24 protein-coding genes are annotated in these 26,495 nt (G+C 68.4%); 8 read left to right on the forward strand and 16 right to left on the reverse strand.

Annotation, left to right across the window (positions count from 1 at the left end; genetic code table 11):
* Positions 1-4 precede the first annotated feature (4 nt).
* The 6 genes from AC1DFC_RS11475 (at position 5) to AC1DFC_RS11500 (ending at position 7,768) form a co-directional block, all read left to right on the forward strand.
* A complete protein-coding gene (locus tag AC1DFC_RS11475) occupies positions 5-1,105 on the forward strand; it encodes an acyl-CoA dehydrogenase family protein (RefSeq protein ID WP_413331994.1) in 1,101 nt (366 codons plus the stop codon).
* 10 nt (positions 1,106-1,115) lie between these two features.
* The gene (locus AC1DFC_RS11480; RefSeq protein WP_007832985.1) at positions 1,116-3,227 is read left to right on the forward strand and encodes an acetate--CoA ligase family protein; all 2,112 of its coding nucleotides are present in this window, start codon (positions 1,116-1,118) and stop codon (positions 3,225-3,227) included.
* Entirely contained in the window at positions 3,217-3,780 is a 564-nt protein-coding gene (locus AC1DFC_RS11485) for a nuclear transport factor 2 family protein (protein ID WP_007832987.1), read from the forward strand. Before AC1DFC_RS11480 ends, AC1DFC_RS11485 begins: the two co-directional genes overlap by 11 nt.
* Before the next feature lie 145 nt (positions 3,781-3,925).
* Positions 3,926-5,134 carry a porin gene (locus AC1DFC_RS11490; RefSeq protein ID WP_007832989.1) on the forward strand — a complete coding sequence of 403 codons (1,209 nt, stop codon included), beginning with the start codon at positions 3,926-3,928 and terminating at the stop codon, positions 5,132-5,134.
* 72 nt (positions 5,135-5,206) lie between these two features.
* Positions 5,207-5,962, forward strand: coding sequence for an IclR family transcriptional regulator (locus AC1DFC_RS11495; RefSeq protein ID WP_007832991.1), 756 nt, complete (start codon positions 5,207-5,209; stop codon positions 5,960-5,962).
* A gap of 132 nt (positions 5,963-6,094) precedes the next feature.
* On the forward strand, positions 6,095-7,768 hold the full coding sequence (locus AC1DFC_RS11500; RefSeq protein WP_478179272.1) for a flavin-containing monooxygenase: 1,674 nt from the start codon (positions 6,095-6,097) through the stop codon (positions 7,766-7,768).
* Between the two features lie 38 nt (positions 7,769-7,806).
* Here the strand turns inward: AC1DFC_RS11500 and AC1DFC_RS11505 are convergent, their stop codons facing one another.
* The 11 genes from AC1DFC_RS11505 to AC1DFC_RS11555 all read right to left on the reverse strand — a co-directional run bounded on the left by AC1DFC_RS11505 (position 7,807) and on the right by AC1DFC_RS11555 (position 18,707).
* Positions 7,807-8,598 (reverse strand): SDR family NAD(P)-dependent oxidoreductase, encoded by a 792-nt coding sequence (locus tag AC1DFC_RS11505; RefSeq protein ID WP_413312706.1) that lies wholly within the window; start codon positions 8,596-8,598, stop codon positions 7,807-7,809.
* Positions 8,599-8,609: 11 nt separating this feature from the next.
* Entirely contained in the window at positions 8,610-9,566 is a 957-nt protein-coding gene (locus AC1DFC_RS11510; protein ID WP_478179273.1) for a branched-chain amino acid ABC transporter permease, read from the reverse strand.
* 11 nt (positions 9,567-9,577) lie between these two features.
* Positions 9,578-10,459, reverse strand: a complete 882-nt coding sequence (locus tag AC1DFC_RS11515) for a branched-chain amino acid ABC transporter permease (protein WP_007833006.1) — start codon at positions 10,457-10,459, stop codon at positions 9,578-9,580.
* A 31-nt stretch (positions 10,460-10,490) separates the two neighbouring features.
* The gene (locus AC1DFC_RS11520; RefSeq protein WP_413332005.1) at positions 10,491-11,219 is read right to left on the reverse strand and encodes an ABC transporter ATP-binding protein; all 729 of its coding nucleotides are present in this window, start codon (positions 11,217-11,219) and stop codon (positions 10,491-10,493) included.
* The gene (locus tag AC1DFC_RS11525; RefSeq protein ID WP_413312709.1) at positions 11,212-11,961 is read right to left on the reverse strand and encodes an ABC transporter ATP-binding protein; all 750 of its coding nucleotides are present in this window, start codon (positions 11,959-11,961) and stop codon (positions 11,212-11,214) included. The genes AC1DFC_RS11520 and AC1DFC_RS11525 overlap by 8 nt, the downstream gene beginning before the upstream one ends.
* Before the next feature lie 20 nt (positions 11,962-11,981).
* Entirely contained in the window at positions 11,982-12,734 is a 753-nt protein-coding gene (locus AC1DFC_RS11530; protein WP_478179274.1) for an SDR family NAD(P)-dependent oxidoreductase, read from the reverse strand.
* Between the two features lie 13 nt (positions 12,735-12,747).
* Positions 12,748-13,635: an SMP-30/gluconolactonase/LRE family protein gene (locus AC1DFC_RS11535; RefSeq protein WP_478179275.1), complete on the reverse strand. Its 888-nt coding sequence runs from the start codon at positions 13,633-13,635 to the stop codon at positions 12,748-12,750.
* Positions 13,636-13,649: 14 nt separating this feature from the next.
* On the reverse strand, positions 13,650-14,879 hold the full coding sequence (locus AC1DFC_RS11540; protein ID WP_413312714.1) for an ABC transporter substrate-binding protein: 1,230 nt from the start codon (positions 14,877-14,879) through the stop codon (positions 13,650-13,652).
* A 93-nt stretch (positions 14,880-14,972) separates the two neighbouring features.
* Entirely contained in the window at positions 14,973-16,628 is a 1,656-nt protein-coding gene (locus AC1DFC_RS11545; protein ID WP_413332010.1) for a long-chain-fatty-acid--CoA ligase, read from the reverse strand.
* Between the two features lie 156 nt (positions 16,629-16,784).
* The gene (locus tag AC1DFC_RS11550) at positions 16,785-18,122 is read right to left on the reverse strand and encodes a M20 metallopeptidase family protein (protein WP_007833024.1); all 1,338 of its coding nucleotides are present in this window, start codon (positions 18,120-18,122) and stop codon (positions 16,785-16,787) included.
* A gap of 210 nt (positions 18,123-18,332) precedes the next feature.
* Positions 18,333-18,707, reverse strand: coding sequence for a DUF3761 domain-containing protein (locus AC1DFC_RS11555; RefSeq protein WP_478179276.1), 375 nt, complete (start codon positions 18,705-18,707; stop codon positions 18,333-18,335).
* A 263-nt stretch (positions 18,708-18,970) separates the two neighbouring features.
* Here AC1DFC_RS11555 and AC1DFC_RS11560 point away from each other — a divergent pair, with 263 nt between their 5' ends.
* Positions 18,971-19,216, forward strand: coding sequence for a hypothetical protein (locus tag AC1DFC_RS11560; RefSeq protein ID WP_007833025.1), 246 nt, complete (start codon positions 18,971-18,973; stop codon positions 19,214-19,216).
* 226 nt (positions 19,217-19,442) lie between these two features.
* Here the strand turns inward: AC1DFC_RS11560 and AC1DFC_RS11565 are convergent, their stop codons facing one another.
* Positions 19,443-21,176 carry a cytochrome c biogenesis protein DipZ gene (locus AC1DFC_RS11565; RefSeq protein ID WP_413332014.1) on the reverse strand — a complete coding sequence of 578 codons (1,734 nt, stop codon included), beginning with the start codon at positions 21,174-21,176 and terminating at the stop codon, positions 19,443-19,445.
* A gap of 149 nt (positions 21,177-21,325) precedes the next feature.
* Positions 21,326-22,708 carry an ATP-binding protein gene (locus AC1DFC_RS11570; protein ID WP_413332016.1) on the reverse strand — a complete coding sequence of 461 codons (1,383 nt, stop codon included), beginning with the start codon at positions 22,706-22,708 and terminating at the stop codon, positions 21,326-21,328.
* A 244-nt stretch (positions 22,709-22,952) separates the two neighbouring features.
* On the opposite strand from AC1DFC_RS11570, the gene AC1DFC_RS11575 reads away from it, so the two are divergent.
* Positions 22,953-23,696, forward strand: a complete 744-nt coding sequence (locus AC1DFC_RS11575; RefSeq protein ID WP_184641902.1) for a response regulator — start codon at positions 22,953-22,955, stop codon at positions 23,694-23,696.
* Between the two features lie 220 nt (positions 23,697-23,916).
* On the opposite strand, the gene AC1DFC_RS11580 is transcribed toward AC1DFC_RS11575, so the two are convergent.
* The 3 genes from AC1DFC_RS11580 to AC1DFC_RS11590 form a co-directional block, all read right to left on the reverse strand.
* Positions 23,917-24,480, reverse strand: coding sequence for a thioredoxin family protein (locus AC1DFC_RS11580; RefSeq protein WP_007833031.1), 564 nt, complete (start codon positions 24,478-24,480; stop codon positions 23,917-23,919).
* Between the two features lie 152 nt (positions 24,481-24,632).
* Positions 24,633-25,595: a tripartite tricarboxylate transporter substrate binding protein gene (locus AC1DFC_RS11585; RefSeq protein WP_007833033.1), complete on the reverse strand. Its 963-nt coding sequence runs from the start codon at positions 25,593-25,595 to the stop codon at positions 24,633-24,635.
* Positions 25,596-25,618: 23 nt separating this feature from the next.
* A complete protein-coding gene (locus AC1DFC_RS11590) occupies positions 25,619-26,494 on the reverse strand; it encodes an amidohydrolase family protein (protein WP_413335715.1) in 876 nt (291 codons plus the stop codon).
* Position 26,495 lies beyond the last annotated feature (1 nt).

Below are 26,495 nucleotides of genomic sequence, written 5' to 3' on the forward strand. Positions count from 1 at the left end.
ATCCATGCCATTCCACGCAGAGCCGATGTTCCCCGGCGACCTCTACGACACGACGCTGCGCGTTGCCGCCGCTGCCACCACGACCGCCGATGCCGATGCCCATGCATCGAGCGCAACCTGGCGCCAGTTCCTGGGCCTGGGCTGGCAGGCCGTGCTGGTGGCCGAAGCCAGCGGCGGTGCCGGCGCCTCGCTGGGCGACATCGCCGCCATCGCCGAGGCGGCCGGACGCCACGCGCTGGCCGCGCCGCTGGTCGAGCGCTGCGCCGTGGTGCCCACGCTGCTGTCGCGCATCGGCGGCAACCCCGCCGCCGAAACGCTGCTGGGCGACATCGCGAGCGGCGAGGCCTCGGCCTGCCCGGTGCTGGCGCTCGACGACGCAGCCCCTGCCGCCCGCCTGCAAGGCGGACGCGTGGTGCTGCACGGCAGCCTGCGCGGCGCGGACCTCACCGAACCCGTGACGCACCTGCTGGCGCTCGTCGCGCTGGACGGCAAGGACGCGCTGGTGCTGCTGCCGCGCGCTGTGCTGGCCGGCGCCGCACGCAGCTACACGGGCATCGATGCGCGCCACACCACCGACATCGACGTCGAGGGCCTCGCGCTGCCCGAGGCCGCCGTCCTGCTGAGCGGCGCCGCGGTCCGCCCGCTGGTGGACCACGCCAACGCGGTCGGCGCGYTGCTGTCGTGCGCGCAAATGGTCGGCGCCATCGGCGCGATGATCGAGCAGACCATCGAGTACCTCGGCACGCGCGAGCAGTTCGGCGTGGCGCTCGCCACCTTCCAGGCCCTGCGGCACAAGGTGGTCGAGATGTACGTGGCCTACGAGAATGTGCGCGGCATGGTGCGCCAGCAGGTGCTGGTGCTCGACGGCATGGGCTCGGCGTTGCCGGGACGCGAGGTGCGGCGCGAACTGGCGCTGGTGAAGCTGTACCTCGCCGTCACCGGCCGGCAAGTCGCGGAGACTGCCATCCAGCTTCACGGCGGCATCGGCATGTCGCGCGAGCTGCCGGCGGCGCGGCTCGCCATGCATGCGCTGGCCTGCAGCCAGCAGTGGGGTGATCGTTTCAGCCAGCTCGACCGGCTCGCCGCCGACGCCGTGCTGCATTGAGGAGCTTGTGGTGCATTCGCTCGATTCGCTTTTCAATCCCTCTTCCGTGGCGCTGATCGGCGCTTCGTCCGACCCCGAGCGCATCGGCGGACGACCGCTGCGCTTCATGCTCGAAGGCGGCTTCGAGGCGCCGCTCTACCCGGTCAACAAGAGCGGCGACACCATCCAGGGCCTGCCCGCCTTCGCCAGCGTGCTCGACATTCCGCACCCGGTCGACCAGGCCGTCATTGCCGTGCCGGTGGCCGGCGTGGAGGCGGCCGTGCGCGACAGCATCGGCAAGGGCGTGAAGGCGATCCAGGTGCTGACCGCCGGCTTCGCCGAGATCGACGCCGCGGGCCGTGCGCTGCAGGACCGCCTGGTGCAGATGTGCCGCGATGCCGGCGTGCGCATGGTGGGGCCGAACTCGCTCGGCCTGCTCAACGTGCCGACGCGCTTCTTCTCGACTTTCTCGACCGCGCTGAACGGCCTGAAGCCCGTGCCCGGGCCCATTGCGCTGGCCACGCAAAGCGGCGCCTTCGGCTCCGCGGCCTACGGCATGGCCTCGCTGCGCGGCCTGGGTTTCAGCAAGATCATCGCGACCGGCAACGAAGGCGACGTCGATGTGGCCGAGTGCATCGACTACCTCGTGGACGACGCCGACACGCGCGTCATCTGCGCCGCGCTGGAGTCGTGCCGCGACGGCGAGCGCCTGCGGCGCGCGCTGCTGAAGGCCGCGGCTGCGGGCAAGCCCGTGCTCATCATGAAAGTGGGCCGCACCGAGGTCGGCGCCGCCGCGGCTTCCACGCACACCGGTTCGCTGGCCGGCAACGACACGGTCTATGACACCGTCTTCGCAGAGTGCGGCGCATGGCGGCCCGAATCGATCGAGGAGATGCTCGACATCGCCTACGCGTTCTCGGTCGCGCGGGCGCTGCCGCACAACGCCGGCATGGGCATCGTCACCGGCTCCGGCGGCATCGGCGTGCTGATGGCCGACGATGCCGGTGGGCGCGGCATGTCGCTGCCGCCGCTGCCCGAGGCGGCACGCCGCGCCGCGCTCGACCTGCTGCCGTTCGCGGTGGCGAGCAATCCGCTGGACATGACGGCGCAGGTCACCTCGGTGCCCAGCGGCGTGTCGCGCACGGTGGGCGTCATGCTGGACCACGCGGACTACGGCACGGTGTTCGCCTACCTCGCGCACGTGGGCCTGTCGCCCGAGCGCTTCGCCTCGACGCAGGCGGAACTGATCGCGCAGCGCCAGCGGCATCCGGACCGGCTCATGGTGCTGGTGATGCTGTCGAAGCCCGAAGTCAACCGCGCGCTCGAACAGCACGGCATTCCGGTGTTCGAGGACCCGTCGCGCGCGGTGCGTGCGCTGGCCGCGCTCGCGCATATCCGCGCACGCCGCGAGACGCTCTACAAGCCCGTGCGGTGTGCGGCTGCTGTGCCGCTGCGCGGCGACGTGTCGACCGAGGACGGTGCCAAGCGCGCGCTGGCGCATGCGGGCCTGCCGGTATTGCCCGAGCGCCTGTGCCGCAGCGCCGCCGATGCGGCGGCTGCCGCGCGGACGCTGGGCTTTCCGGTGGTTGCGAAGATCGTCTCGCCCGACATTCCCCACAAGACCGAGGTCGGCGGCGTCATGCTGCGCCTGCAGGACGCGGCGGCGGTCGAGGCCGCGTACGACGAGTTGATGGCACGCGCCCGCAAGGCGCGGCCCGACGCGCGGCTCGAAGGCGTGCTGGTCGCGCCGATGCTGCAGGGCGGTGTCGAGGTGATCCTCGGCATCCACCGCGACCCGACCTTCGGGCCGATGGTGATGTACGGCTCGGGCGGCACGGCCGTCGAGCTCTTCAAGGACGTGGCCTTCGCCTCCGCGCCGTTGACGCCCGGGCGTGCCGCCGCGCTGATCGAGCGCGTGCGCTCCACGCAGCTGCTGCGCGGCTGGCGCGGCGGCCCGCGCTACGACGAGGCGGCGCTGGCCGACGCCCTGTGCCGCCTGTCCGACTTCGGCATCGCCCATGCCGACGAGCTCGAAAGCGTCGACATCAATCCCCTGGTGGTGCGCACCGACGGTGCCGCCTGCCTCGACGCGGTGATCGTGCTGCGCGGCACGGAAACGAAGGAGCATTCGCATGCAGACTGAAGGACGCCTGATCGCACTGGAGGCCCGGCTCGAGGCGCTGAGCGCGCGCGAGGCGATCCGCGCATGCCTCTATCGCTATTGCCGCGGCATCGACCGCTGCGACGAGGCCGCGCTGCGCTCGTCGTACTGGCCCGACGCCACCGATCGGCACGGCCCCTACAGCGGCAGCGCCAGCGGCTTCATCGATTGGGCGCTGGCAAAGCTCAAGGAGGGCGGCCGCGTGATCCACACGATCGGCAACATCGCGATCGAACTGCGTGGCGCCGAGGCGGCGGTGGAGAGCTATTTCCAGGCCTTCCAGACCGACACCGACGCGCAGGGCAAGCAGCGCGAGACCTTCCTGTGCGGCCGCTACATCGACCGCTTCGAGCGGCGCGGCGCGGGCGAATGGCGGGTGGCCGCGCGCACCGTGGCGTACGACTGGATCCGCGAGTCGGCAGCGCCCGCCGGCACCGAGGCCGAGCGCTTCGGCGTGCGCCAGCCGATCGGCGGGCGCGCGCCCGACGACCCCTGGTACGCGCTCCTGGCGTCGCTGCCCCCGGCAACTACCTGACGAAACCTCCGTTCTCTTCGACTTCCGCCCCCGGCATTGCCGCAGGGCGGCTTTCTGCATGCCGGCCGACAACCACGCGTTGACGGCGGCCAGGCCCTTTGCAAGGCGGGCCTGCAACCAGAAATCCCATACGAGGAGACAAATCTTGTCGAGTTTCTTGAACACCCCGCGTCGCATGCCGCTCGCTGTGACGCTTTTTGCCACCGGCCTTTGTGGCACATCGCCAGCGCTGGCCCAGCAGGCACAGAAGGAAGAGTTGCGCCAGATCGTGCAGCCGGCGGGCGGCATGGCGGCCTCGCCGTCCAGCCTCACGATGTACGGCCTGGTCGACACGAGCCTGGCATCGGCCAGCAATGCCGGCGGACGGGTGAGACGGATGGACAGCGGCCACATGAACGGCTCGCGCCTCGGGTTCAAGGGCAGCGAAGACCTGGGCGACGGACTGCGCGCCAACTTCCTGCTGGAGATGGGCCTCAACTCCGATGCGGGAACGATGGGCCAGAACCAGGGCGCGGGCGCCAAGTCGTTCGGCCGCGGAGCGATCGTCGGCCTGTCGGGCTCGATGGGCGAGATCCGGCTCGGGCGCACCGTGGTGGCCATCGGCTCCGAGGTGCAGGCGGTGGGCGACGCCTTCGGCCTGGGCGGCGGCGGCAACCTGCAGGGCATCCAGCCGGCGCCGGGGCGGGTCAACAACACCATCTGGTACCAGTCGCCGAATTTCGGCGGCTTCATCGCCAAGCTGTCCTACTCGCCGGGGGAGACCACCGTGACCAGCGGAACGGCGACCAGCTCCAGGTCCGGCGCGAGCACGGCCGCGTCGGTGTTCTACCTCAAGGGCGGGCTGAGCGCCGCCATCGGCTATTCCACCTACAGGCAACTGGCGGACGCGAGCACCCTGCATTGGTTCCATTCCGCCGCGGCCTACGACTTCGGTGCGGCCAAGCTGTTCGGCTCGTACGCGACCTTCCGCAATCCGGGTGCTGCGGTCACGCCGGCCACGCATGCCGCCGCGGACAACAACCTCATGTTCGCGGGCTTTCCGCTGGTGGGCTACTACAGCGGGCAGGACGACCGCAGCGCGTCGATCGGCATCGCCGTGCCCTTTGGCGTGAGCACTGTGCTCGCACAGGTGGTGCGTGTGGATGACAAGGGGCCGTTGAACCGCGACGCCACGCAGTTCGGCATCGCCTACATCTACGCGCTGTCGAAGCGCACCAGCCTGTACGCCGACTACGGCCGCATCCGCAACCGCAACGGCGCGGCGTATGCGGTGACGGGCGCCACCACCCAGGCCGGGCTGGATCGCGGCGGCAACAGCCACGCCACCCACGTCGGGGTGCGCGTGGCGTTCTAGCCTATGGTTCACCCGGTGGAGGCACGCATGTGCGACAACTACCATCGCATGCGTGATTTCTGAAGGACATCGATGCCCATCGGCACAGTCAAATCGGCCACGCGGGTGCTTCAGGTGCTGGAGCATTTCGCGCAGGTGCGCACGCCCCTGGCCCTCAAGCAGATCAGCGACGCGCTGGGGTATCCGCAGTCCAGCACCACGGTGCTGCTGAAGAACCTCATCGCACTGGGCTACCTCAACTACAACCGCGCCGATCGCGTGTACTTCCCCACGCCGCGCGTGGCCTCGCTGGGCGACTGGGTCACGCAGGCGCTGTTCGGGCAAGGCCGCGTCGTCGAGGTGATGCGCGACCTGCACAGCGCCACGGGCGAGACGGTGTCGATCTGCATGCTCAACGACATCTACCTGCAGTACATCCGCGTGATCCAGTCGACGCACCAGCTGCGCTTTCACACCGACGAGGGAAGCATGCGGCCGCTCACACTGTCGGCGATGGGGTGGCTGCTGCTGACCGACCGCTCCGATGCCGAGATCGAGAAGCTCGTGCGCCGCGCCAACATCGCCACGCCGCGCAAGGAAGACCGCGTGCCGCTGGAAGTCGTTGCGGCGCAGGTGGCCGATGCGCGCGAGCGCAAGTCGATCTACGTGGAGAACATGCCGCTGCTCGGCGGCGCCACCGTCGGCGTGGTGCTGCCTTGCCTGGTGCAGGGGCGCATCGCGGTGCTGGGCATGGGCGGGACCATCGAGCGCATGCGCCCGCATCGTGCGCGCTACACCGCGCTCATGCGAAGGCTCGTACAGCAGCTGGACGAAGACGGGACCGCATAGGGCACGGAAATCACGGATGTAATGTTGTTCAGCGCCAGTGTGATTTTCTTGATGGGCTTCCCCACGGTGGGCATCATTTCCCTTGCACGCAAACCTGCCCGCCGTGGCTGGAATCAACAAGGAGACACACACATGACCGCCGAACCCATCAACCTGCATCCATCCCACCATCCATTGAACCCGCAGACCGGCGCCAGGCGCGTCGACGTGGTCGTGGTCGGCGCCGGCTTCGGCGGCATGTACGCCACATACCGCTTCCGCGAAATGGGCTTCAGGGTGCAGGGCTTCGAAGCGGGCGGCGACGTCGGCGGTGTCTGGTACTGGAACCGCTACCCCGGTGCGCGCGTCGACCTTCCGAGCATCGACTACAGCTTTTCGTTCTCTCCCGAGATCGAGCAGGAGTGGACGTGGTCGGAGCAGTTCGCGGCCCAGCCTGAATTGCTGAAGTACATCAACTTCGTGGCCGACAGGCTCGACCTGCGCCGGCACATCCAGTTCAAGACGCGCGTGACCCGCGCGGTGTGGGACGAGGCGCGCAAGCTGTGGACCGTGACGACCGGTCGCGGCGACACCTACGAGGCCACGTACTGCATCATGGCGACCGGCCCCTTGTCGATTCCCAAGGACCCCGAGATTCCCGGCATCGACCGCTTCAAGGGCCAGCTGCTGCGCGCCGCCAAGTGGCCGCACCAACCCGTCGGTTTCGCGGGCAAGCGCGTGGGCGTCATCGGCACCGGATCGACGGGCATCCAGATCGTGCAGGAAGTGGGCAAGGAAGCCGGCGAGCTTTTCGTGTTCCAGCGCACGCCCAGCTTCACCATGCCGATGCGCAACGAAGTACTCGAGCCCGACTATGTGGCCGAGGTCAAGCGCAACTACGCCAGCATTCGCGAATCGGCCCGCAACAGCGCGGTGGGCGGCGTGCGCCCGCAGTCCACGCGGGCCTTCTTCAGCGTGACGCCCAGGCAGCGCCAACAGCTGCTCGAAGACGCCTGGAAGAACGGCGGGCTTGCGATGCTCGGCACCTTCTCGGACCTGCTGGCCAACCCGGAAGCCAACGAGCACGTGGCCGAATTCGTGCGCGGCAAGATCGGCGAGACCGTGAAGGACCCGGTAACGGCCGAGAAGCTGAAGCCGCGCGGCTACCCCATCTTCGCGCGCCGCCCCTGCCTGGACAGCAGCTACTACGAGACCTTCAACCGGCCCACCGTCCACCTGAAGGATTGCATCGCCGACCCGATCGTGGAGATCACCGAGCGTGGCGTGAAGACGCAGGCCGGCGAGGTCGAGCTCGACATGCTCATCTTCGCCACCGGCTACGACGGCCTCACGGGCGCGCTGCTGGCCTTCGACATCGTCGGGCGCGACGGGCGCACGATGAACGAGAAGTGGAAGGACGGCGCGCGTTCCCACCTGGGCCTGATGATGGAAGGCTTTCCGAACCTGTTCATGACCACCGGACCGAACGGCCCGGCCGCGCTCGCCAACATCATCCGCATCAGCGAGCACGACGTCGACTGGATCGCGGCGGCCATGACGCACATGGAAGAGAACGGCCTGTCGACCATCGAGCCGACCGCGCAGGCCGAGCAAGCCTGGATGGACCTTGTCTACGCGCTCTCGCAGCGCACACTGCTGACCAAGGCCAAGACCTGGTACGTCGGCGCGAACGTGAAGGACAAGCCGCAAGGGCTCACGCTCTTCACGGGCGGCTTCCTGAAGTACCGGGAGCATTGCGCCGCGGCGGCGCAGGGCGGTTATCGCGACTTCGTGTTCGAACGCGCGCAGCAAGCACTAGCGGCCTGATGCCAAGGCGTGGACCCGCTGTTGCGGGTCCCGGGGCCTTACACGGCCAGCGTGCCGCCGTCCACCGGCAAGGTGACGCCGTTGACGAAACTCGCCAGCCCGGAGGCCAGGAACACCGCGGGCCCCGCGAGCTCGTGCGGCTGGCCCAGCCGGCCGGCCGGAATGCGCTGCATGAATCGGCCCAGCCGCGCCGGATCGGCGCGCGTGGCTTCGGTCATGGGCGTTTCGATCACGCCGGGCGCGAGCGCGTTGACGCGGATGCCGTCCGGCGCAAGGTCGAGCGCCAGCGTCTGCGTGAACATCTTCACCGCCGCCTTGGAGGCCGAATAACCCAGCGCGCCGCCCTGGGCGATGAACGCGGCCCCCGAGGCCACGTTGAGGATGCAGCCCCGCGTGCGCCGCAAGGCCGGCAGCCACGCATGCACGGTGTTGAATACGCCGAACAGGTTCACGTCCATCGTGCGGTGCAGGTTCTCCTGCGCACGCGGGCTGTCGATGCCTTCGCGGATGATCACGCCGGCGTTGTTGACCAGCGTGTCGATGTCGCCCGCGGTGTCGTGCACCGCCTCGGCCAGCGCGACGCAGGCCTGGGCATCGGACACATCGAGCGCGTAGGCCCAGCCCTCGACGCCGGCGGCGCGCACGGCCGCCAGCGTTTCGGCGCAGCGATCGCTGCTCAGGTCGGTCACGACGACGCGTGCGCCCGCCTGGGCATAGGCCGTCGCGATGGCGCGGCCGATGCCGCTGGCGGCGCCGGTCACCAGCGCCAGCCGGCCGGAAAGCAGGCCGGGCGTGGCCGGCCAGGTGGAGGGAAGGTCGTGGGCTGCCATGGGCATGCTCCTCAGGAAGCCGCGGCGCGGCGCTGCCGGCGCGCGGTGAGATGCGAATGGAACTGGCCGACGATGCCCTTGCGGAACAGCATGACGACCAGCACGAAGACGACGCCCTGGATGATCAGCACCCATTCGGCGAACGAGGCGAGGTAGTTCTCCATCGACACGATGACGATCGAGCCGACGACCGGCCCGAGCAGCGTGTGCATGCCGCCGACGATGCAGATCAGCAGCGCCTCGCCCGAGGTGGCCCAGTGCACGTCGGTCAGCGAGGCGAGCTGGAACACCAGCACCTTGAGCGAACCGGCCAGCCCCGCCAGCCCGGCCGACAGCACGAAGGCCAGCAGCTTGTAGCGGTTGACGCGGTAGCCCAGCGACTGGGCGCGCGGCTCGTTGTCGCGGATGGCGCGAAGGATCTGGCCGAAGGGCGAATGCACCACGCGGTAGATCAGCCAGAAGCCGAACACGATCAGCGCCGCGACGAAGTAGTAGAGCACCAGGGTGTTCTGCAGCGAGAACAGGCCCAGCACCATCGGGCGCGGGATCTCCTGGATGCCGTCTTCCCCGCCGGTGAAGGGCATGCGCAGCGCAATGAAGTACACCAACTGCGCGAAGGCCAGCGTGATCATCGAGAAGTAGATGCCCTGGCGGCGAATGGCCAGCAGGCCCGTGACCAGCCCGACGAGCGCCGCCGTGGCCACGCCCGCGAGGATGCCCGCCATGCCGTCCCAGCCCCAGACCTTGACCGCGTGCGCCGTGACGTAGCCCGCGGTGCCGTAGAACATGGCGTGGCCGAAGGACAGCAGGCCCACATAGCCCACCAGCAGGTTGACCGAGGCGGCGAGCAGCGCGAAGCACATCAGCTTCATGAGGAACATCGGATAGACCGCGAAGGGCGCGATGGCGAGCGCCGCCAGGGCGGCTGCCAGCAATGCAATGTTCGTGCGGCGGTGGAGAGCGTCCATGTCGGCTTTCTTCAGTAGGCGCGGCCGAACAGGCCGTGGGGGCGGACCGCGAGGACCAGGATCATCACGACGAAGATGACGACGCCGGCACCGTCCGGATAGAAGATCTTGGTGAGCCCTTCGATCGCGCCGAGGCCGAAGCCCGTGACGATCGAGCCGAGGATCGAGCCCATGCCGCCGATCACCACCACCGCGAACACCACGATGATCAGGTTCGAACCCATCAGCGGGCTCACCTGGTAGATGGGCGCGGCCATCACGCCGCTGAGGCCGGCCAGGCCCACGCCGAGGCCGTAGGTCAGCATCAGCATGCGCGGCACGTTGATGCCGAAGGTGCGCACCAGCGGTGCGTTCTCGTTGGCGGCGCGCAGGTAGGCGCCGAGCTTCGTCTTCTCGATGAAGAACCAGGTGCCCATGCACACTGCCAGCGCGGCCACGATGACCCACACGCGGTACATCGGCAGGAAGGTGACGCCCACGTCCAGGCCGCCCGACAGCGGGTTGGGGTAGGGCTGACCGCTCACGCCGAACTGCAGGCGGAACGCGCCCTCCATGAGCAAGGCGACGCCGAAGGTCAGCAGCAGCGCGTAGACATGGTCCAGCGTGTACAGGCGCCGCAGCATCCAGCGCTCGAACAGCAGCCCGAAGGCCGCCACCACCAGCGGCGCGATGACGATCGCGCCCCAGTAGCCGATGCCCAGGTACTCCAGCAGCCCCCAGGTGACGAAGGCGCCCAGCATGTACTGCGCGCCGTGCGCGAAGTTCACCACGCGCAGCAGCCCGAAGATGATCGACAGCCCCAGGCTCATCAGCGCGTAGAAGGCGCCGTTGATGAGTCCGACCATCAGCTGCCCGATCAGTGCCGCCGGGGGAATTCCGAGTAGCCCGTCCATCTTGTGGTGTGTCCTGCGTTGGTTGCTTTGCTCAGAGCCCCAGCAGGGACTCGATGCGGCTGCGCTGGGCGTCCAGCTCGTCGCGGCGGAAGTGCGCCGCGACCTGGCCTTCCTCGATCACGTAGAAGCGATCGGCCAGGGTGGATGCGAAGCGGAAGTTCTGCTCCACCATCAGCACGGTGAAGCCGCGCTCGCGCAGCATGCCGATGGTCTGGCCGATGCGCTCGACGATCACGGGCGCGAGGCCTTCGGTCGGCTCGTCGAGCAGCAGCAGCCGCGCGCCGGTGCGCAGGATGCGCGCGATGGCCAGCATCTGCTGCTCGCCGCCCGACAGCCGCGTGCCGGGGCTGTGGCGGCGCTGCAGCAGGTTGGGGAACAGCGTGTAGATCTCGTCCACGCTCAGGCCGCCCGGGCGCAGCACCGGCGGCAGCATCAGGTTCTCTTGCGTCGTGAGGCTGGCGAAGATGCCGCGCTCCTCGGGGCAGTAGGCCAGCCCGAGCCGCGCAATGGCTTCGGGCTGCAGGCCGATGGACGGGGTCGAGCCGATGCGGATCTGTCCTTCGCGCCGCCCGAGCAGGCCCATGATGGCGCGCAGCGTGGTGGTCTTGCCGGCGCCGTTGCGCCCGAGCAGGCAGACCACTTCGCCTTCATGCACTTCCAGGTCGATGCCCTGCAGCGCCAGTGTTTCGCCGTACCAGCCGCGCAGGCCGTCCACGCGCAGCATGGCGGTGGTGGCCGCCGCTTCCAGGGTCTCAGGCATGCGCGCCCCCCACATAGGCTTCGATCACGCGGGCGTCGCGCGACACCTCGTCGTAACTGCCTTCGGCCAGCACCTGGCCGGCCTGCAGCACGGTCACGCGGTCGCACAGCGCCTCGATGACCTTCATGTTGTGCTCGACCATCAGCACGGTGCGACCCTTGGCCGCATCGCGGATCAGCTCGACCACGGGGCCGATGTCCTCGTGGCCGAGGCCGGCCATGGGCTCGTCGAGCAGGATCATCTCGGGGTCCATCGCGATGGTGGTGGCGAGCTCCAGTGCGCGCTTGCGGCCATAGGGCAGTTCGCCGGCCATCGTGTCGCGCCAGTGCGCGAGGCCCACGCGCTCCAGCAGCTCCATGGCGCGCGCGTCCAGGCTGCGCAGCACGCGCACGTTGCGCCAGAAGGCGAAGCTGCCGCCGGCCTTTTTCTGCAGCGCGACGCGCACGTTCTCCAGCACCGTCATCTGGCCGAACACGGCCGAGATCTGGAACGAGCGCACCAGGCCGGCCATGGCCACCGAGGCCGGGTCGCTGCGAGAGATGTCGCGGCCGTTGAAGGTCACGCGCCCGGCGCTGGGCCGCAGGAAGGTGGTCAGCAGATTGAAGCAGGTGGTCTTGCCCGCGCCATTGGGGCCGATCAGCGCATGTACGGAATGCCGGCGCACGCGCAGGTCGACGTTCTTCACGGCGAAGAAGCCGCTGAACTGCCGGCTGAGCTGGTGCGCTTCGAGGATGGTGTCCATGGCGTGGGCGGGCCCGGTGTTCAGAGAAAGGCGTGCGTCACGCCGCCGTCGACCAGCAGCGATTCGCCGGTGATGAAGCTGCTGTCGGACGAGGCGAGGAAGCAGGCGGCCTTGGCCACGTCGTCCACCGCGCCGAGCCGCTTCATCGGCGTCTTGGCCAGGCGGATCTTGGTCTTTTCGGGTGTCAGGTTGATCTTCACGCCTTCGGTCTCGATCGAGCCCGGGCAGATCGCGTTGACGCGGATGCCGCGCGGCCCGAGGTCGACCGCTGCCGAGCGCGTGAGGCCCAGCACGCCCGCCTTCACGCCGCAGTACAGCATGCCCTCGGGCAGGCCGAGGTAGGCCGCCGACGAGGCGATGTTGACGATGCTGCCGCCTTCGCCCATGGCCTCGGCCGCGACCTGGATGCCCCAGGCCACCGAGTTGAAGCCGGTGCCGACCATGCGCTCGAGCATCTCGGGCGTGATGGCCTCGATGGGGCCGTAGCGCACCCAGATCGCGTTGTTGACCAGGATGTCGAAGCGGCCGAACTGCTGCTTCAGCGCCGGGATGGACTGGGCGAAGGTGTCGCGGCGCGCCACGTCGCCACCGAAGGCCACGGCGTGGCCGCCTTGGGCCTTGATGGATTCGGCGGCTTCGCGCGCCAGGTCTTCCTGCCGGTCGAGCACGCCCACCACGGCGCCTTCGGCCGCCAGGGCTTCCGAGATGGCGCGGCCGATGCCGCGTGCACCGCCGGTGACCAGCGCCACCTTGCCTTCGAAACGTCGAGCCATGTTGTCTGCCTTGTCAGATGAGGGGAGGGAGGTCGGCGAAGCGGGACTCCTCGAGCCCGCGGACGCCGACACCATGGATGGCGAACACCGCGCCCGCGTCCGGATGGTCGCTGCGCAGCAGGTTGCCGCTGTTGCTGATCGACGTGAGGTAGATCACGTCGAGCGCGGGGCCGCCGAAGCAGGGGCAGGAGACGTAGGTCACCGGCAGCTGGATGGTGCGCTCGAGCCGGCCTTCGGGCGTGAAGCGCGCGAGCTGGCCGGCCTGCACCAGCGCCACCCACAGGCGGCCTTCGGCATCGACGGTGGCGCCGTCGGGCACCGAGCCGAGTGCCTGGGTATCGACCAGCACTTCGCTCGCGCCGGCTGCGCCGGTGGCCGTGTCGTAGGGATAGCGGCGGATCTGGTGCGTGTGGCTGTCCGCGAAGTAGAGCCAGCGGCCGTCCGGGCTGAAGCAGGTGGCATTGGCAACCGCGATGCCGGTGTCCAGCGTCTTCACTGCCCCGCCGGCCGTCAATTGGTAAAGCGCGCCTTCGGGCTCGGCGCGGCCCAGGGTCATCGAGCCGACGACGAAGCGGCCGGCGCGGTCGGTACGGCCGTCGTTCAGGCGCATGCGATCGGCCGCATGCGTGACGCCCGCGTCCATGGGCACGATCGCGCCATTGTCGGGGTCGAGCAGCCAGAAGTCGTGTTCCAGCGCCAGCAGCAGGCGGCCGCTCTCGCACAGCGCGATCGAGCCGATGTGCTGCGGCGCATGCCACTCGGCGCTGGCGCCGGTGGCGGGCGTGTGGCGGCGCACGAGCTGGGCCCGGCCGTCTATCCAGTAGAGCGACTGGCTGCGCGCGTCCCACAGCGGGCATTCGCCGAGCAGGTCGCGCCGGGGCTCGAGGATGTCGATCTGCATGCCCACCGTACCGCTCACTTGCCCTTGATGAAGTCGCAGCTGCTCTCGGCCAGCGGACGCCAGGTCTGTTCGGGCGGGATCTCGGCGCGCACCGCGTAGTAGTCGTTCGCACCCTTCGACTCGGCCGGCTTCTTCACCTGCACGGCATACACCGGGCGCAGCGCCTGGCCGTCCTCGCGGATCTTGACGTCCTTCGAGAAAAAATCGTTGATCGGCGTGGCCTTCATCTTCGCCGCGACCGTGGCGCCGTCGTCGGTGCCGGCGGCCTTGACCGCATTCAGGTAGTGCATGGTCGCGCTGTAGGCGCCAGCGTGAATATAGGTTGGCACCACGCCCTTGTTGCGCGCCATGAAGCGCTTTGACCATTCGCGCGAGGCGTCGTCGCGGTCCCAGTAGAACGGCACCGTGAGCTGCAGGCCCTGGGCCACGTCCAGGCCCATGGCCGACACGCTGTTGATGGTCATGCCGAACACCGACACCATCTGGCCGTTGCGCGTGAGCTTGTACTCGGCCGCCTGCTTCAACGCGTTCGACAGGTCGAGGCCGGCGTTGAGGATGACGATGGCCTGCGCGCCGCTGGACTGCGCCTGTAGCAGGTACGACGAGAAATCGGTGGCGCCCAGCGGATGCTTGACCGAGCCTACCACCTTGCCGCCGGCGGCCTGGATGAACTTGGTGGCGTCGTCCTGGAAGGCCTGGCCGAAGGCGTAGTCCACGGTGATGAAGTAGAAGCTCTTCACGCCTTGCTTCATCAGGCTTTGCACGCCCGCCTTGGGCAGCGCATAGGTGTCCGTGAGGAACTGGAAGTTCATCGGCGAGCACGACTTGTTGGTGAGCTCCGCGCTCACCGTGCCGGCAATCAGGTACGGCTTCTTGCGCTCCTTGAGCAGCGACGAGACGCCCAGCGCGATCGACGAGGCCGAGCCGCCGACGATGGTGTCGACCTTCTCGGTGTCCAGCCATTTGCGCGCGATGTTCAGGCCCACGTCGGGCTTGTTCTGGTCGTCGGCCACCAGCACCTCGACGGGCTTGCCGAGCACTTTGCCGCCGAAGTCCTCGACCGCCATCTTCACGGCCAGCGAAGAGCCGGGGCCGCCATTGCCCGAGTAGGGGCCGGTTTGGTCGGCCATGACGCCGATGCGCACGACGTCGTCGCTGATGGTGTTCGGGGTGCCTTGCGCAGCAGCCGCCGCGCAGGCGAGAAGGATGGCCGCAGAGGCCGCGAGCCGGAATCGATGTTGCATGCTTGTCTCTCCATTGTTTTCAGGGTTGCTGTCGCGTGAACTCGGCCGCAGCACCGGCGGGCGTCGGGGGCGCGTTTGGGGGGCGCCCGAACCTCAGTCGGCAACGGCCGCGTCGGTCGGCAGCCGGTGGCCCTGGAACTGCTCGCGCAGCCGTGTCTTCAACAGCTTGCCGGTGGCGGTGTGGGGCAGTTCGTCGACGAAGACCACGTCGTCGGGCATCCACCAGCGGGCCACGCGATCCTGCATGAAGTCGAGGATCTCCGCAGCCGTGACCTCTGCGCCTTCGTTCGGTACCACGATCAGCAACGGGCGCTCCTGCCACTTGCTGTGGTACGCGCCGATCACTGCGGCTTCCTTCACCTTGGGATGGCCGACCGCGAGGTTCTCGAGGTCGATGGAGGAGATCCATTCGCCGCCCGACTTGATCACGTCCTTCGAGCGATCAGTGATCTGCACGTAGCCGTCCTTGTCGATCAGCGCGACGTCGCCGGTGGCGAACCAGCCGTTCGCGTCGAGCTCGGCGCCGGGCTCCTGGCCGTAGTAGGCCGACACGACCCAGGGACCGCGCACCTTCAGTTCCCCGGGCGTGTGGTCGTCGGCGGGCAGCCGGCGGCCTTCGGCGTCGAACACCGCGATCTCCACGCCGAAGATGGCGCGTCCCTGGCGGGTCTGCACGTCGAAGCGCTCTTCCAGGGGAATGCCGTCGTGGCGCGGCAGCAGGTTGCAGATGGTGGCCAGCGGGCTGGTCTCGGTCATGCCCCAGGCCTGGATCACGTAGGCGCCGAACAGGTGCTCGAACTTCTCGACGATGGCGCGCGGCGCGGCGGAGCCGCCGACCACGACGCGCTCGAGGCACAGGCCGGCGCGCGCAGCCGCATCGAGCTTCTCCGCGTGCTGGAAGAAGCCCAGCCACACGGTCGGTACACCGAGCGAGAAGGTACAGCGCTCGTCACGCATCAGGTTGAAGAGGCGCTCGCCGCCGAGGTCCGGGCCCGGCAGCACCAGCTTGGCGCCGCACATGGCCGCCGCGTAGGGAATGCCCCAGGCGTTCACATGGAACATCGGCACCGCGAGCAGCACGCTGTCGCGCGCGCACAGCTGCAGGCCATCGGCGGCACAGGCGGCCCACGAGTGCAGCACCGTCGAACGGTGGCTGTAGAGCACGCCCTTGGGGTTGCCCGTGGTGCCGGAGGTGTAGCACAGCGACGAGGCGGTGTTCTCGTCGAGCGAGGGCCATTCGGCGAGTGGCTCGGCATCGGCCACGAGGTCTTCGTAGCACAGCAGGGGGCCGGGCAGGTTCAGCGCAGGCAGCTCCGCGCGCGAACACATCGCCACGAATCCCTTGACCGATTTCAGCTGCGGTGCGACCTGCTCGAGCAGCGGCGCAAAGCCCAGGTCGAAGAAGACCAACTCGTCGGCCGCGTGGTTGACGATGTAGCCGATCTGCTCGGGAAAGAGCCGCGGGTTCACGGTGTGGAGCACCGCGCCCATGCCCGAGGCGGCGTAGTAGAGCTCGAGGTGCCGGTGCGTGTTCCAGGCCAGCGTCGCGACGCGTGCGCCGGGCTGGATGCCGAGCGTCCGCAGGGCGGAGGCGAGCCTGGCCGCGCGCAGCGCCACCTTGCGCCAGGTGGTTCGCACGCAGGTCCGCATGTCGAGGTGCGAGACGATCTCGACGTCCGGATGATGGCGGGCCGCGTGTTCCAGCAGGCTGGAAATCAGCAGCGCGTTGTCTTGCATCAGGGCGTTCATTCGTTGTCTCGTGTCTCTGGTTCTGTGGTCTCGGCCGCCGGTCTCGATGCTTGTTTTTACATGCCGGCCGGTAAGTTAATTCATGCTAGCAGTTTTGGCTGACAGCCACAACGCGGGTGGGTCGGGGGAAACCCGGGGATCAGCCGTTGGCTGTCTTCAAGGCGACGTGCCGTTGGCACGCGTCATCTGGGCGAGGGTTGCGCTGGTCAGCGCGCGCACGCCGATGCGCATGGCCGACTCGTCGATGGTGAACAGCGGCGAGTGGTTCGTCGGACCCGCGCGGTCCGGATAGGGCGAGGCGTTGAGGATCCAGAAGACCACCGGGATGCCCGTGGCGCCGAACGCGCCGAAGTCCTCGGAGCCCATCGACGGCAGGATTTCCGCGACCTTGTCCTTGCCCGCTGCGGCCTTCAGGCCATCGACCAGCGCCAGGGTGGACGGTACGTCGTTGACCAGCACGCCATAGCCGCCGCCGGTGTCGATGCGCACGTCGGCCTTCACGCCATAGCTGGCTGCGATGTGCTCGGCCTTCATGCGGATCTGCTCGTGGGCCGTCTTCTGGTTCTGCGCCGACAGCGCGCGCACCGTGCCGGAGAGTTCGGCGGTCTCGGGCAGGATGTTGAAGCGGTTGCCGCTTTGCAGCATGCCCACCGTGACCACGGTGGCGCCGCCGTCAATGGTCGGGTTGGTGCGATGGCTCACGATGTTCTGCAGGCCCAGCGTGATCTCCGCCGCCGCCAGCATCGGCGAGTTGGCGGCCCAGGGCGCGGCGCCGTGTCCGCCCGCACCGCTGAGCTTGATGTTGAACACGTCGATGCTGGCAAGCATCGCGCCCGACCGGTAGGAGATCGAACCCTTGGGCGACTGCGAGCCGATGTGCTGGCCCAGCACCACGTCAACCTTGGGGTCGTCGAGCACGCCCGCCTTGACCATGGCCAGCGCGCCGCTCGGGCGGTCGCCGGGGCCGATCTCCTCCGCCGGCTGGAACAGGAACACCACCGTGCCGGGCAATTCGGCGCGCATGGCCGAGAACGCCTGCGCCGCGCCCAGCAGCATCGCCACGTGGGTGTCGTGGCCGCAGACGTGCGCCACCGACACCTCCTGGCCACGCCACACGGCCTTGGCCTTCGAGCGGAACGGCAGGTCGTTGCGCTCCTCGACGGGAAGGGCATCCATGTCGGCGCGCAGCGCCACCACCGGGCCGGGCTTGCCGCCGCGAAGCACCGCCTTGATACCGGTTCCGGCGATGCCGGTCTGCACTTCGATGCCGGGAATCTTCGCCAGGACTGCCGCGATGTACCTGGCCGTCTCGACCTCTTCGTAGGCCAGCTCGGGGTGCTGGTGGATATGCCGGCGCCATGCGATCACGTTGGGCTCCGCGGCATCGGACAGGGCGAGCGCACGATCGAGCAAGGGTTGCGGCGTCGCCGCCGAAGCCATAGCCGACACGATGCCCATCGCGGCCGCACACAGGGTTTGTTTGAAGAGTCGCATGGGGGTGCCTTGTTGTGGTGCGCCACGGGCCGCCGAGGCTGGAGATTTGTTTTACATGCCGGCCGGTAAGTTAATTGATGCTAGCAGTTTCGGCCGATAGCCACAACGAAGGGAGCGGGGGAAAGCGAGGGGAGCAGCAGGCCGCTGTCTGCTCGTGGGTTTTCGCCGGGGCACGAGCGCGAAGCAGCCCGCGCCCCGGCATTGCGACGTTCAGCAGGCCTTGCCGTGGGCTGCGTGAGCGCCCTTGGCCTTCGCGTCGGCCTCCGACATGTACGAGCCATGCTTCGTCTTGCCGAAGTACTTGTCGGTCGCGCAGTGATAGACCTTGCCGTTGACCCAGACCTGGCCTGCGGCAGGTGCTGCTGCCGTGGTGGTCGTTGCGGGTTTGGCCGCGGGCGCTGCGGCTGCGGGTGCTGCGGCCGCGGGCGCCGCGGCCGGTGCCGGTGCTGGTGCTGGTGCTGGTGCTGGTGCCATTTTTGCAGCGGGAGCGGGGCTCGTCGTTGCTGCTGCAGCCGGTGGCTGCTGCGCAAAGACCGAAGCGGTGAAGACAGTTCCGGCAGCCAACAGGATCAGGGCTTTTTTCATGATTGCACCTCAAGGGTCACACGAAAACACGTGCATGTGGCTGTCAACGTCCTCGCCGCATGTCGGTTGACTCTTCGGCCATGCCATCGGAGGCGACGAGCTCCAGACAGGGACGCATTTCACGATTGTCAGAACTGAACTTGCTCAGTTTGCAAAGAGGATGGGTCCGGAGATTCACCCGATGCCAACCTTGAAGTATCTCGAATACCAAGGAACTATTTCCTTGGGGGGCCAACGTCGCGGCGCCTATCCTCGGCGCCCTCATGAGCGTCACACAACAGCTACAGCTTCTCGTCAAACTGCCCGATGGCTGGTCGAGCCGCATCGATATCCAGCGGACCACGAACGGCCGCTACGCCGGCGTTGCCGAGCTGAGCCTTCGCGGGCTCAAGCAGGGAGTGCTCGTATTCATGCAGCAGCCCACGCTGGAAGCGGCAGTGGAGCGCGTGAGGCTTCGCGCCAGCCAGTTCGCGAGGGCGCGGCTTTTCTTGCCGAGTGCCCGGTCGTAGATGCCGCACGACCGAGCAATGCCTTGCGGGTTGGGTTTTTCTATCCTGCACATGAGAATTCCCAACCCACGAACGCACAGCCACGCGGCACCATGGAGCCTCATTGAAGGAGAACGCCATGAAGGCATTCAGGAAGTTCGTTGGCGGCGTCATCTCTATCGCCGGAGCCGTGGTGCTGGTGGCTCAGCACCTGTGAAACGGGCACGCGCCCGCTGCCGCGAAGCACTCAGCCGAAGGTGAACACGTAGGCCTGTGCGCCGGCATCGAGGAATTCGATCTCGAACAGGCGCTCCCTGTCGTTCGCCGCCTGGCGCACCAGCTGGTACAGCCGCTGCCCGTCGATGGTGCCGTTGCCCTGCGCATCGGTATCGGCGCCGTGGTCCGCGAGCGGAGGCTTGCCGTCGACCAGCACCCTGAAGCGCACCGGCTTGCCATCGGCCGACGGGCCGAGCACGAGGTGCAGGTCGCGTGCATGGAAGCGGTAGGCGATGCGCCCGTTGGCGCGGACCAGCACCGCGCGTTCGCTCTCCACCGTCCATTCACCTGCCAGTGCCCATTGGTTGGTGCGCAGCGATGGCGCAGCCGCTGAATAGACGTGCGCATGGTCGTTCGATATGCCGCCGGGCGAAGCGAAGTTGTGCGCGCGCTCGTAGCCCAGGTAGGTCTCGCCCGACAGGGCCGGCAATTCGGCCGGCGCGGCCTGCGTGCCCTGGCCTTGCGGCGAGACCAGGTCGGCCGGCACGGCGGGCCGCCCCGCTTCCGCCAGCAACTGCTGGATGACCTGTTCCGCCTTCGCATACTGGCCCTCGCCGAACTGGTGATGCCGGATGCGCCCCTGCGCATCGACGATGTAGAACGCCGGCCAGTACTGGTTGCCGAAGGCGCGCCAGATCGCGTAGTCGCTGTCGATGGCCACGGGGAAACCGATGCCCAGGTCCTTCGTCGCGCGGCGCACGTTGGCGGGCAGCTTCTCGAACGCGAACTCCGGCGCATGCACGCCGACGACCACCAGTCCCGCATCCTTGTACTTCTCGGCCCAGGCACGAACGTAGGGCAGGGTGCGCAGGCAGTTGATGCACGAGTAGGTCCAGAAGTCGACCAGCACCACCTTGCCGCGCAGGCTCTCGGCGGTCAGCGGGGCGGAGTTCAGCCATTCGGTGGCGCCCGCGAGTGAAGGAAGGCCGCCTTCGTCGGGCAGCGCCGGTGCGCGAGGTTGCGACAACGGCACGGGGATTGGCATTGGCATGCCGATCTTCTCCACAAGTGCTTTCTCCAAGGCCGAAGTGGTGCCGACCGACAGGCGGCTGAGCAGCCCGGTGTCCAGCCCCAGCGCGATGGCGCCGACACCCGCGAGCACGGCCACGCCGGCTGCACGCCGCACCCACTCGCCGGTGCGCAGCGAGCCCTTCATCGCCGAGAACAACCGCCCGCCGAAGAGCAGCGCGGCCGCCAGCGAGGTGCATGCACCTGCCGCGTAGGCCAGCAGCAGCAGCGAGGTGCCGATGCTTGCGCCGTTGAGCGCCGCGCCCGTCAGGATCAGTCCGAGGATCGGCCCCGCGCAAGGCGCCCACAGCAGCCCCGTGCCAACCCCCAGCAGGAGCGGCGAGAACACCGACGCCCTTGTTTCCGGTGCTGGCCCCGCCAGCCTCAGGCCGAGTGCCACCAGCGGCCGGCTCAACCGGTCGGCCACCGACGGAAACAGCAGCGTCACGCCGAATACCGCGAGCATCGCAATCGCGGCATAGCGCCCGTACTGGTTGAGCGCCACGACCCAGCCGCCGCCCACGGCCGCGAGCGTGGCAATGGCCGAGAACGCCAGCGCCATCCCCAGCAGCATGGGAAGGCCGTGCGAGCGGAACGGCCGGTCGGCGCGCGCGAACACGAACGGGAGCACGGGCAGGATGCACGGGCTCAGGATGGTGAGCACGCCACCGAGGTAGGCAACGATGAGGAGCAGCATGATCGGATTCCAGTCGGTGAATGTTGTCAATGAAGGGCTAAACAGGAAGTCGAGAGCGAGCGGGACCCTTCACGGTCTCGCCATGCGAGCCGCTCTTCTCTTTCTTCTTCGGTCGGTGGTGCTGCTGCGGCGGCTGCCGCGCAGCCGGCTCAGTCCGGTGGCGCGGCCGCGTTGGTATTCATGGTCAGCCGGGCTTCCAGCCCGCCTTCGTCCCGGTTGCGCAACGTGAGCTCCGCGCCCATCGCCGTCGCCAGCTGCTGTGCAATGGCCAGGCCCAGCCCGGTGCCGCCGGTGCTGCGGTTGCGCGAGCCCTCGACGCGGTAGAAGGGCTTGAGCACGTTCTCCAGCTGGTCGGTCGGAATGCCGGGGCCGTTGTCGACCACGGCCAGCGTCAGCCGGTTGCCGGCGTCTGCATGCACCTGCAGGCGCACGTCGGTGCCGAACTTCAGCGCGTTGTCGATCAGGTTCGTCAGGATGCGCCGCAGCGCGTTCGGCCGCGTCATCATGGGCTCGCCCACGCGGCCTTCGAGCAGCACCTGCTCGCCCGAGTCCTCGTAGTCGGCCACCATGCTCTCGAACAGCGCGTCGGCGTCGATGCGGCGCGGCGGCTCGGTGGCGCCGTGCAGCGTGCGCGCGTAGGTCACGCCTTCGCGCACCAGGGTGTGCATGGCGTCGAGGTCCTGGCGGAACTTGTCGCGGTCATGGCCGTCGTCCATCAGGTCGGTGCGCAGCCGCATGCGGGTGATGGGCGTCTGCAGGTCGTGCGAGATGGCCGCGAGTATTTCCACCCGCTCGGCCATGTAGCCGGCGATGCGCTTCTGCATCGCGTTGAAGGCGCGCGCCGCGTGCTTTACCTCGGTCGGCCCCTCTTCGGCCAGTTGCCGGCCCTTCAGGTCGGGGCCCAGCTCGTCGGCCGCGTCGGCCAGCTGCGCCAGCGGCCGGGTGACCAGCCGCACCGCGTACCAGGCGCACACCGCCAGCACCAGCAGCTGCACCCACAGCAGCCACATCACCCAGCTCGACACCGGCATGTCCACGCGCCGCGCATGCACCACCACCGAGGAGCCGTCCGACAGCCGCACCTGGATCTGCAGGCCCTGCGGCGGGTTGCTCACCTGCCCGATCTTCACGATCTCGAAGGGGCGCATCGCGTCGGCGATCGCGGTCGCGAACTGCTGCGACGACGGCGTGTCGGGCGCCTTGCCCTGCGCATTCCCGCCGAGCACGAAGCGGTAGTTGCGCCGCTCCAGCCGCGCCAGCCAGCCCTCGCGTTCGGCGGCCGGCAGCCGGTCGAGGATGGCGACCGAGCTGGCGATGTCGCGCTCGATGCCGATCATCATCAGCTCGCGCATCGCGATGCCGCGCTCGTAGCCGATGGCTATGAAGGTCAGCAGCTGTGCGATGGCCAGCCCGACGACGATGATCAGCGTCACCCGCGAGAACAGCGAGCGCGGCAGCAGCCGGCGCAGGCCCATGGGGGCGCAGGAGGCCGGCGCGATGTCGGCGGGAAGGCTGGCGGCGGAAGTAGGCATGGACGGGTTTATAGACCCGGTCCCGCCTCTTGGCGCGGCGCTTTGTATTCCAGTGTGTTGGGCAGCGTGGCCTGACATACAACATTACCCGCCGTCCGGGGCCCGCAGCCACTGGGCCCGCCGAGCAACATAGTGTGGCCCTCCGGCCAGCGGGATACACGGGAATACAAAACCGCCCGATCCGGCGCCCGGCCGGGCTACATTGCACCTGCCCGTCGCCCCGTGGGCGCATCACCGCACTGCCATGAACATTGCCAAGACCTCCGACCACATCCTCATCGTCGACGACGACCGGGAAATCCGCGAACTGCTCTCCACCTACCTGGTCAAGAACGGCCTGCGGGTGGTGACGGTACCCACGGGGCGGCACATGCGCGCGGCGCTGGAGGAGTCGGGACCTTTCGACCTGATCATTCTTGACCTGATGCTGCCGGGCGAAGACGGGCTCACGCTGTGCCGCGACCTGCGCACGGGCAAGTACAAGGCCACGCCCATCCTGATGCTCACAGCCCGCAGCGAGGAGGCCGACCGCATCCTCGGGCTGGAGATGGGCGCCGACGACTACCTTGCCAAGCCATTCTCCGCGCGCGAGCTGCTGGCGCGCATCCGCTCGGTGCTGCGCCGCACGCGCATGCTGCCGCCGAACATGCGCTCCACCGAGTCGGCCTCGAAGCTGGCCTTCGGCGACTGGCAGGTCGACACCACCGCGCGCAACCTGATCGACGACAGCGGCGTGATGGTGGCGCTGAGCGGCGCGGAGTACCGGCTGCTGATGGTGTTTCTTGATCATCCCCAGAAGGTGCTGAGCCGCGACCAGCTGCTTAGCCTCACCCAAGGTCGCGAGGCGGAACTCTTCGAGCGCTCCATCGACCTGCTGGTGAGCCGCCTGCGCCAGCGCCTGCGGGACGACGCACGCGAGCCGCGCTACATCAAGACGGTGCGCAGCGAGGGCTACGTCTTTTCGTCGGCCGTCGAGGCGCTCGACTGACGCCTGTGCGGGCGGGGATGCATTGGCAGTTCACCGGGTTGCGGATTTCCTGCGAGATGCCGCCTGCGAGGAAGAGGAGGGCGAACCAGAGCTTGTTCATTTCTCTTGTTTGTCTTGTGTTGTGGTTGCTTGTGTTTTGGGGGCGTGCGAATGGCATCGGGCGCTCCCCTCCGCGAAGGTCCCCTGTCGTCGTGATCGCACCCCGAACTACTGCGCCGTCTCAAGTCCCAGAAGGCTCAGCCAGCAGCGCCTGAATCTTCTTCTCGGTAGTGCCGTAGCTGCCTTCGCCAAAGTGCGAATAGACGATCTTTCCCTGCTTGTCGATCAGGTACACGGCCGGCCAGTACTGGTTCCTGAAGGCCTTCCAGGTGCCGTAGCTGTTGTCCTGCGCCACGGCATGCTTGATCTGCAGACGCGCGATGGCGTCCTTCACGTTCTTCGTCGATTTCTCGTACGCGAACTCCGGCGTGTGAACGCCCACGACGACCAGGCCCTTGTCTTTGTACTTCTCGTTCCACTCCTTCACGTAGGGCAGGTGGTTGAGGCAGTTGATGCAGGTGTAGGTCCAGAAGTCGACCAGCACCACCTTGCCGCGCAGCTCGCTCAGCTTCAGCGGCGGCGAATTGAGCCAGCTGTCGATGTTCTGGAATTCCGGTGCGGGCAGGGCCTCGCCGGCCGCGCCCTCGCCGCCCAGCGGCGAGGGCGCGGCAAAGGTCAGCGTGAGGGCTGCCGCAGAGGCCGCGATGGCGACGGCAAAGAAGAGGGCGGGAGAGCGAAAGCGCATGGCGATTCCTTCGGAAGAGTGACGGGCGTTCGTCTGTGAACGGAGCCGATTCTTCGCCGGGCCACCCCGCCGCGGAGCGAAATGCGTATGCCTCTGTATCCGCGGGACGAACCCCACACACTACGTTTCACATCCCGCGCGGACGCGCATGGTCAATCGACCCTGATGTTGCGCGAGCGCACCAGCGCACTCACTCTCGCCGTCTCGTCCTGCACGAACTTCGCGAACGCCTCGGGCGCGATGCCCGCGGGCTCCAGGCCCAGCTGCAGCAGCTTTTGCCGCACGGCCGGATCGGCGACCGCCGCCTGCACCGCCTTGCCGAGCTTCTGCACGATGTCGACCGGCGTCCCCTTGGGCAGGAACATGCCGTTCCACTCGACCACGTTGTAGCCCGGCAGGCCCGACTCGGCCAGCGTCGGCACGTCGGGCAGCCCCGGCACGCGCTTGATGGAACTCACGCCCAGCGCGCGCAGCTTGCCGCTCTTGACGTAGCCCAGCGTCGAGGCCACGTTGCCGAAGTAGGCCGACACCTGCTCGCCCATCACGTCGGTCAGCGCGGGCGCGCCGCCCTTGTAGGGCACGTGCATCAGGCCGATCTTCGCCTGCTCGTTCAATGCCTCGCCGGCGAGGTGCGAACCGGTGCCGCCGCCGGCCGACGCGAAGCTCAGCTTGCCGGGGTTCTTGCGTGCGTAGTCGATGAACTCCGGCACCGTCTTGTAGGGCGCGGTCGCCGGCACCACGAGGATCTGCGGCGCCGTGGCCACCAGCGACACGGGAATGAAATCCTTCGCCGCGTCGAAGGGCAGCTTGCGCAGCGAGGGGTTCACCGAGAACGCCGACGCGTCGTACAGCACGGTGTAGCCGTCGGCCGCCGCTTTGGCCACGCTGTCGGCGCCGATCACGCCGCCCGCGCCCGGCTTGTTGTCGATCACGATCTGCTGGCCCAGCGCGGTGCTCATCTGCTGCGCAACGATGCGCGCGGTGTTGTCGGCACCGCCGCCCGCGGCATACGGCACCACCATGCGGATCGGCTTGTCGGGCCAGGCGGCCCAGCCCAGCAGTGGAGCGGCGCAGGCGGCCAGGGCCGCGACGGATTTCAGGAGTCGCTTGTTCATGTCGATGTCTCGGGTCTTGTGGTTCAGGAAAAGTCGTAGAGCCGCGCCGGGTTGTCGACCAGCACGCGCCGGCGCTGCACTTCGTCGGGCACCCACTGGCTCAGCAGGTCGAAGAGCTGCGCGTCGTCGGGCTTGGCGATGCGCTCCGTGGGATGCGGCCAGTCGCTGCCCCACACCACGCGTTCGGGCGCCTGCATCACCCACGCTCGCGCGAGCGCGACGGTGTCGGCATAGCCGCCTTGCGCGCCGACCCGTGAGTCAAGGTACGCGCCGGACAGCTTGATCCAGGTGCGGCCGTTGTCGAGCAGCCGGTGCACCACCTCGGACGCGGGATGCGCCTGCGCGTCGGGCTGCGGCATGCGCGCGAGATGGTCGAAGACGACGGTGCAAGGCAACCGCGCGAGCAGCGCCGCGTGTTCCGCGATCTGGCCGGCGCTCCAATGCAGCTGCACATGCCAGCCGAGCGCATGCACCCGGTGCGCCAGCGGCTCGACCATGCCGAAGTCCGTCGCTGCATTCGCCGGCGTGTACAGCGTGAAGCGGATGCCGCGGATGCCGCCCGCGTGCAGCCGTTCGAGTTCGGCGTCGCTCGCGTCGGGCCGCACCACCGCCACGCCGCGTGTGTGCTGCGCGCCCAGTTCGCGGATGGCCGCCAGTGTCACGCTGTTGTCGGTGCCGTGCACACGCGGCTGCACGACCACCGTGCGCTGCGTGCCGATGCGCCGCTGCAGCAGGCGATAGTCGTCGGCGGTGGCATGGTCGAGCATGGCGTCGGGCGATCCCTGCAGCGCGAAGCGGCGGTCGTACACGTGCATGTGGGCGTCGCAGGCGTCTTCGGGCGCCGCATGGGTGGGCTTGCGTGTGCCGCTGCTGTGCGGCACCACGAGATCGGCGCGCATG

The sequence above is a fragment of the Variovorax sp. 10L421 genome (genome assembly GCF_056395365.1).

Excerpts from the sequence above, each read along its gene's own strand:
- AC1DFC_RS11515 (WP_007833006.1), bottom strand. The coding sequence starts at position 10,459 with ATGGACGGGCTACTCGGAATTCCCCCGGCGGCACTGATCGGGCAGCTG.
- AC1DFC_RS11495 (WP_007832991.1), top strand. The coding sequence starts at position 5,207 with ATGCCCATCGGCACAGTCAAATCGGCCACGCGGGTGCTTCAGGTGCTG.
- AC1DFC_RS11555 (WP_478179276.1), bottom strand. The coding sequence starts at position 18,707 with ATGAAAAAAGCCCTGATCCTGTTGGCTGCCGGAACTGTCTTCACCGCT.
- AC1DFC_RS11525 (WP_413312709.1), bottom strand. The coding sequence starts at position 11,961 with ATGGACACCATCCTCGAAGCGCACCAGCTCAGCCGGCAGTTCAGCGGC.
- AC1DFC_RS11505 (WP_413312706.1), bottom strand. The coding sequence starts at position 8,598 with ATGGCAGCCCACGACCTTCCCTCCACCTGGCCGGCCACGCCCGGCCTG.
- AC1DFC_RS11545 (WP_413332010.1), bottom strand. The coding sequence starts at position 16,628 with ATGAACGCCCTGATGCAAGACAACGCGCTGCTGATTTCCAGCCTGCTG.
- AC1DFC_RS11580 (WP_007833031.1), bottom strand. The coding sequence starts at position 24,480 with ATGCGCTTTCGCTCTCCCGCCCTCTTCTTTGCCGTCGCCATCGCGGCC.
- AC1DFC_RS11530 (WP_478179274.1), bottom strand. The coding sequence starts at position 12,734 with ATGGCTCGACGTTTCGAAGGCAAGGTGGCGCTGGTCACCGGCGGTGCA.
- AC1DFC_RS11560 (WP_007833025.1), top strand. The coding sequence starts at position 18,971 with ATGAGCGTCACACAACAGCTACAGCTTCTCGTCAAACTGCCCGATGGC.
- AC1DFC_RS11550 (WP_007833024.1), bottom strand. The coding sequence starts at position 18,122 with ATGCGACTCTTCAAACAAACCCTGTGTGCGGCCGCGATGGGCATCGTG.
- AC1DFC_RS11565 (WP_413332014.1), bottom strand. The coding sequence starts at position 21,176 with ATGCTGCTCCTCATCGTTGCCTACCTCGGTGGCGTGCTCACCATCCTG.
- AC1DFC_RS11570 (WP_413332016.1), bottom strand. The coding sequence starts at position 22,708 with ATGCCTACTTCCGCCGCCAGCCTTCCCGCCGACATCGCGCCGGCCTCC.
- AC1DFC_RS11585 (WP_007833033.1), bottom strand. The coding sequence starts at position 25,595 with ATGAACAAGCGACTCCTGAAATCCGTCGCGGCCCTGGCCGCCTGCGCC.
- AC1DFC_RS11510 (WP_478179273.1), bottom strand. The coding sequence starts at position 9,566 with ATGGACGCTCTCCACCGCCGCACGAACATTGCATTGCTGGCAGCCGCC.
- AC1DFC_RS11500 (WP_478179272.1), top strand. The coding sequence starts at position 6,095 with ATGACCGCCGAACCCATCAACCTGCATCCATCCCACCATCCATTGAAC.
- AC1DFC_RS11590 (WP_413335715.1), bottom strand. The coding sequence starts at position 26,494 with ATGCGCGCCGATCTCGTGGTGCCGCACAGCAGCGGCACACGCAAGCCC.
- AC1DFC_RS11575 (WP_184641902.1), top strand. The coding sequence starts at position 22,953 with ATGAACATTGCCAAGACCTCCGACCACATCCTCATCGTCGACGACGAC.
- AC1DFC_RS11535 (WP_478179275.1), bottom strand. The coding sequence starts at position 13,635 with ATGCAGATCGACATCCTCGAGCCCCGGCGCGACCTGCTCGGCGAATGC.
- AC1DFC_RS11485 (WP_007832987.1), top strand. The coding sequence starts at position 3,217 with ATGCAGACTGAAGGACGCCTGATCGCACTGGAGGCCCGGCTCGAGGCG.
- AC1DFC_RS11520 (WP_413332005.1), bottom strand. The coding sequence starts at position 11,219 with ATGCCTGAGACCCTGGAAGCGGCGGCCACCACCGCCATGCTGCGCGTG.
- AC1DFC_RS11540 (WP_413312714.1), bottom strand. The coding sequence starts at position 14,879 with ATGCAACATCGATTCCGGCTCGCGGCCTCTGCGGCCATCCTTCTCGCC.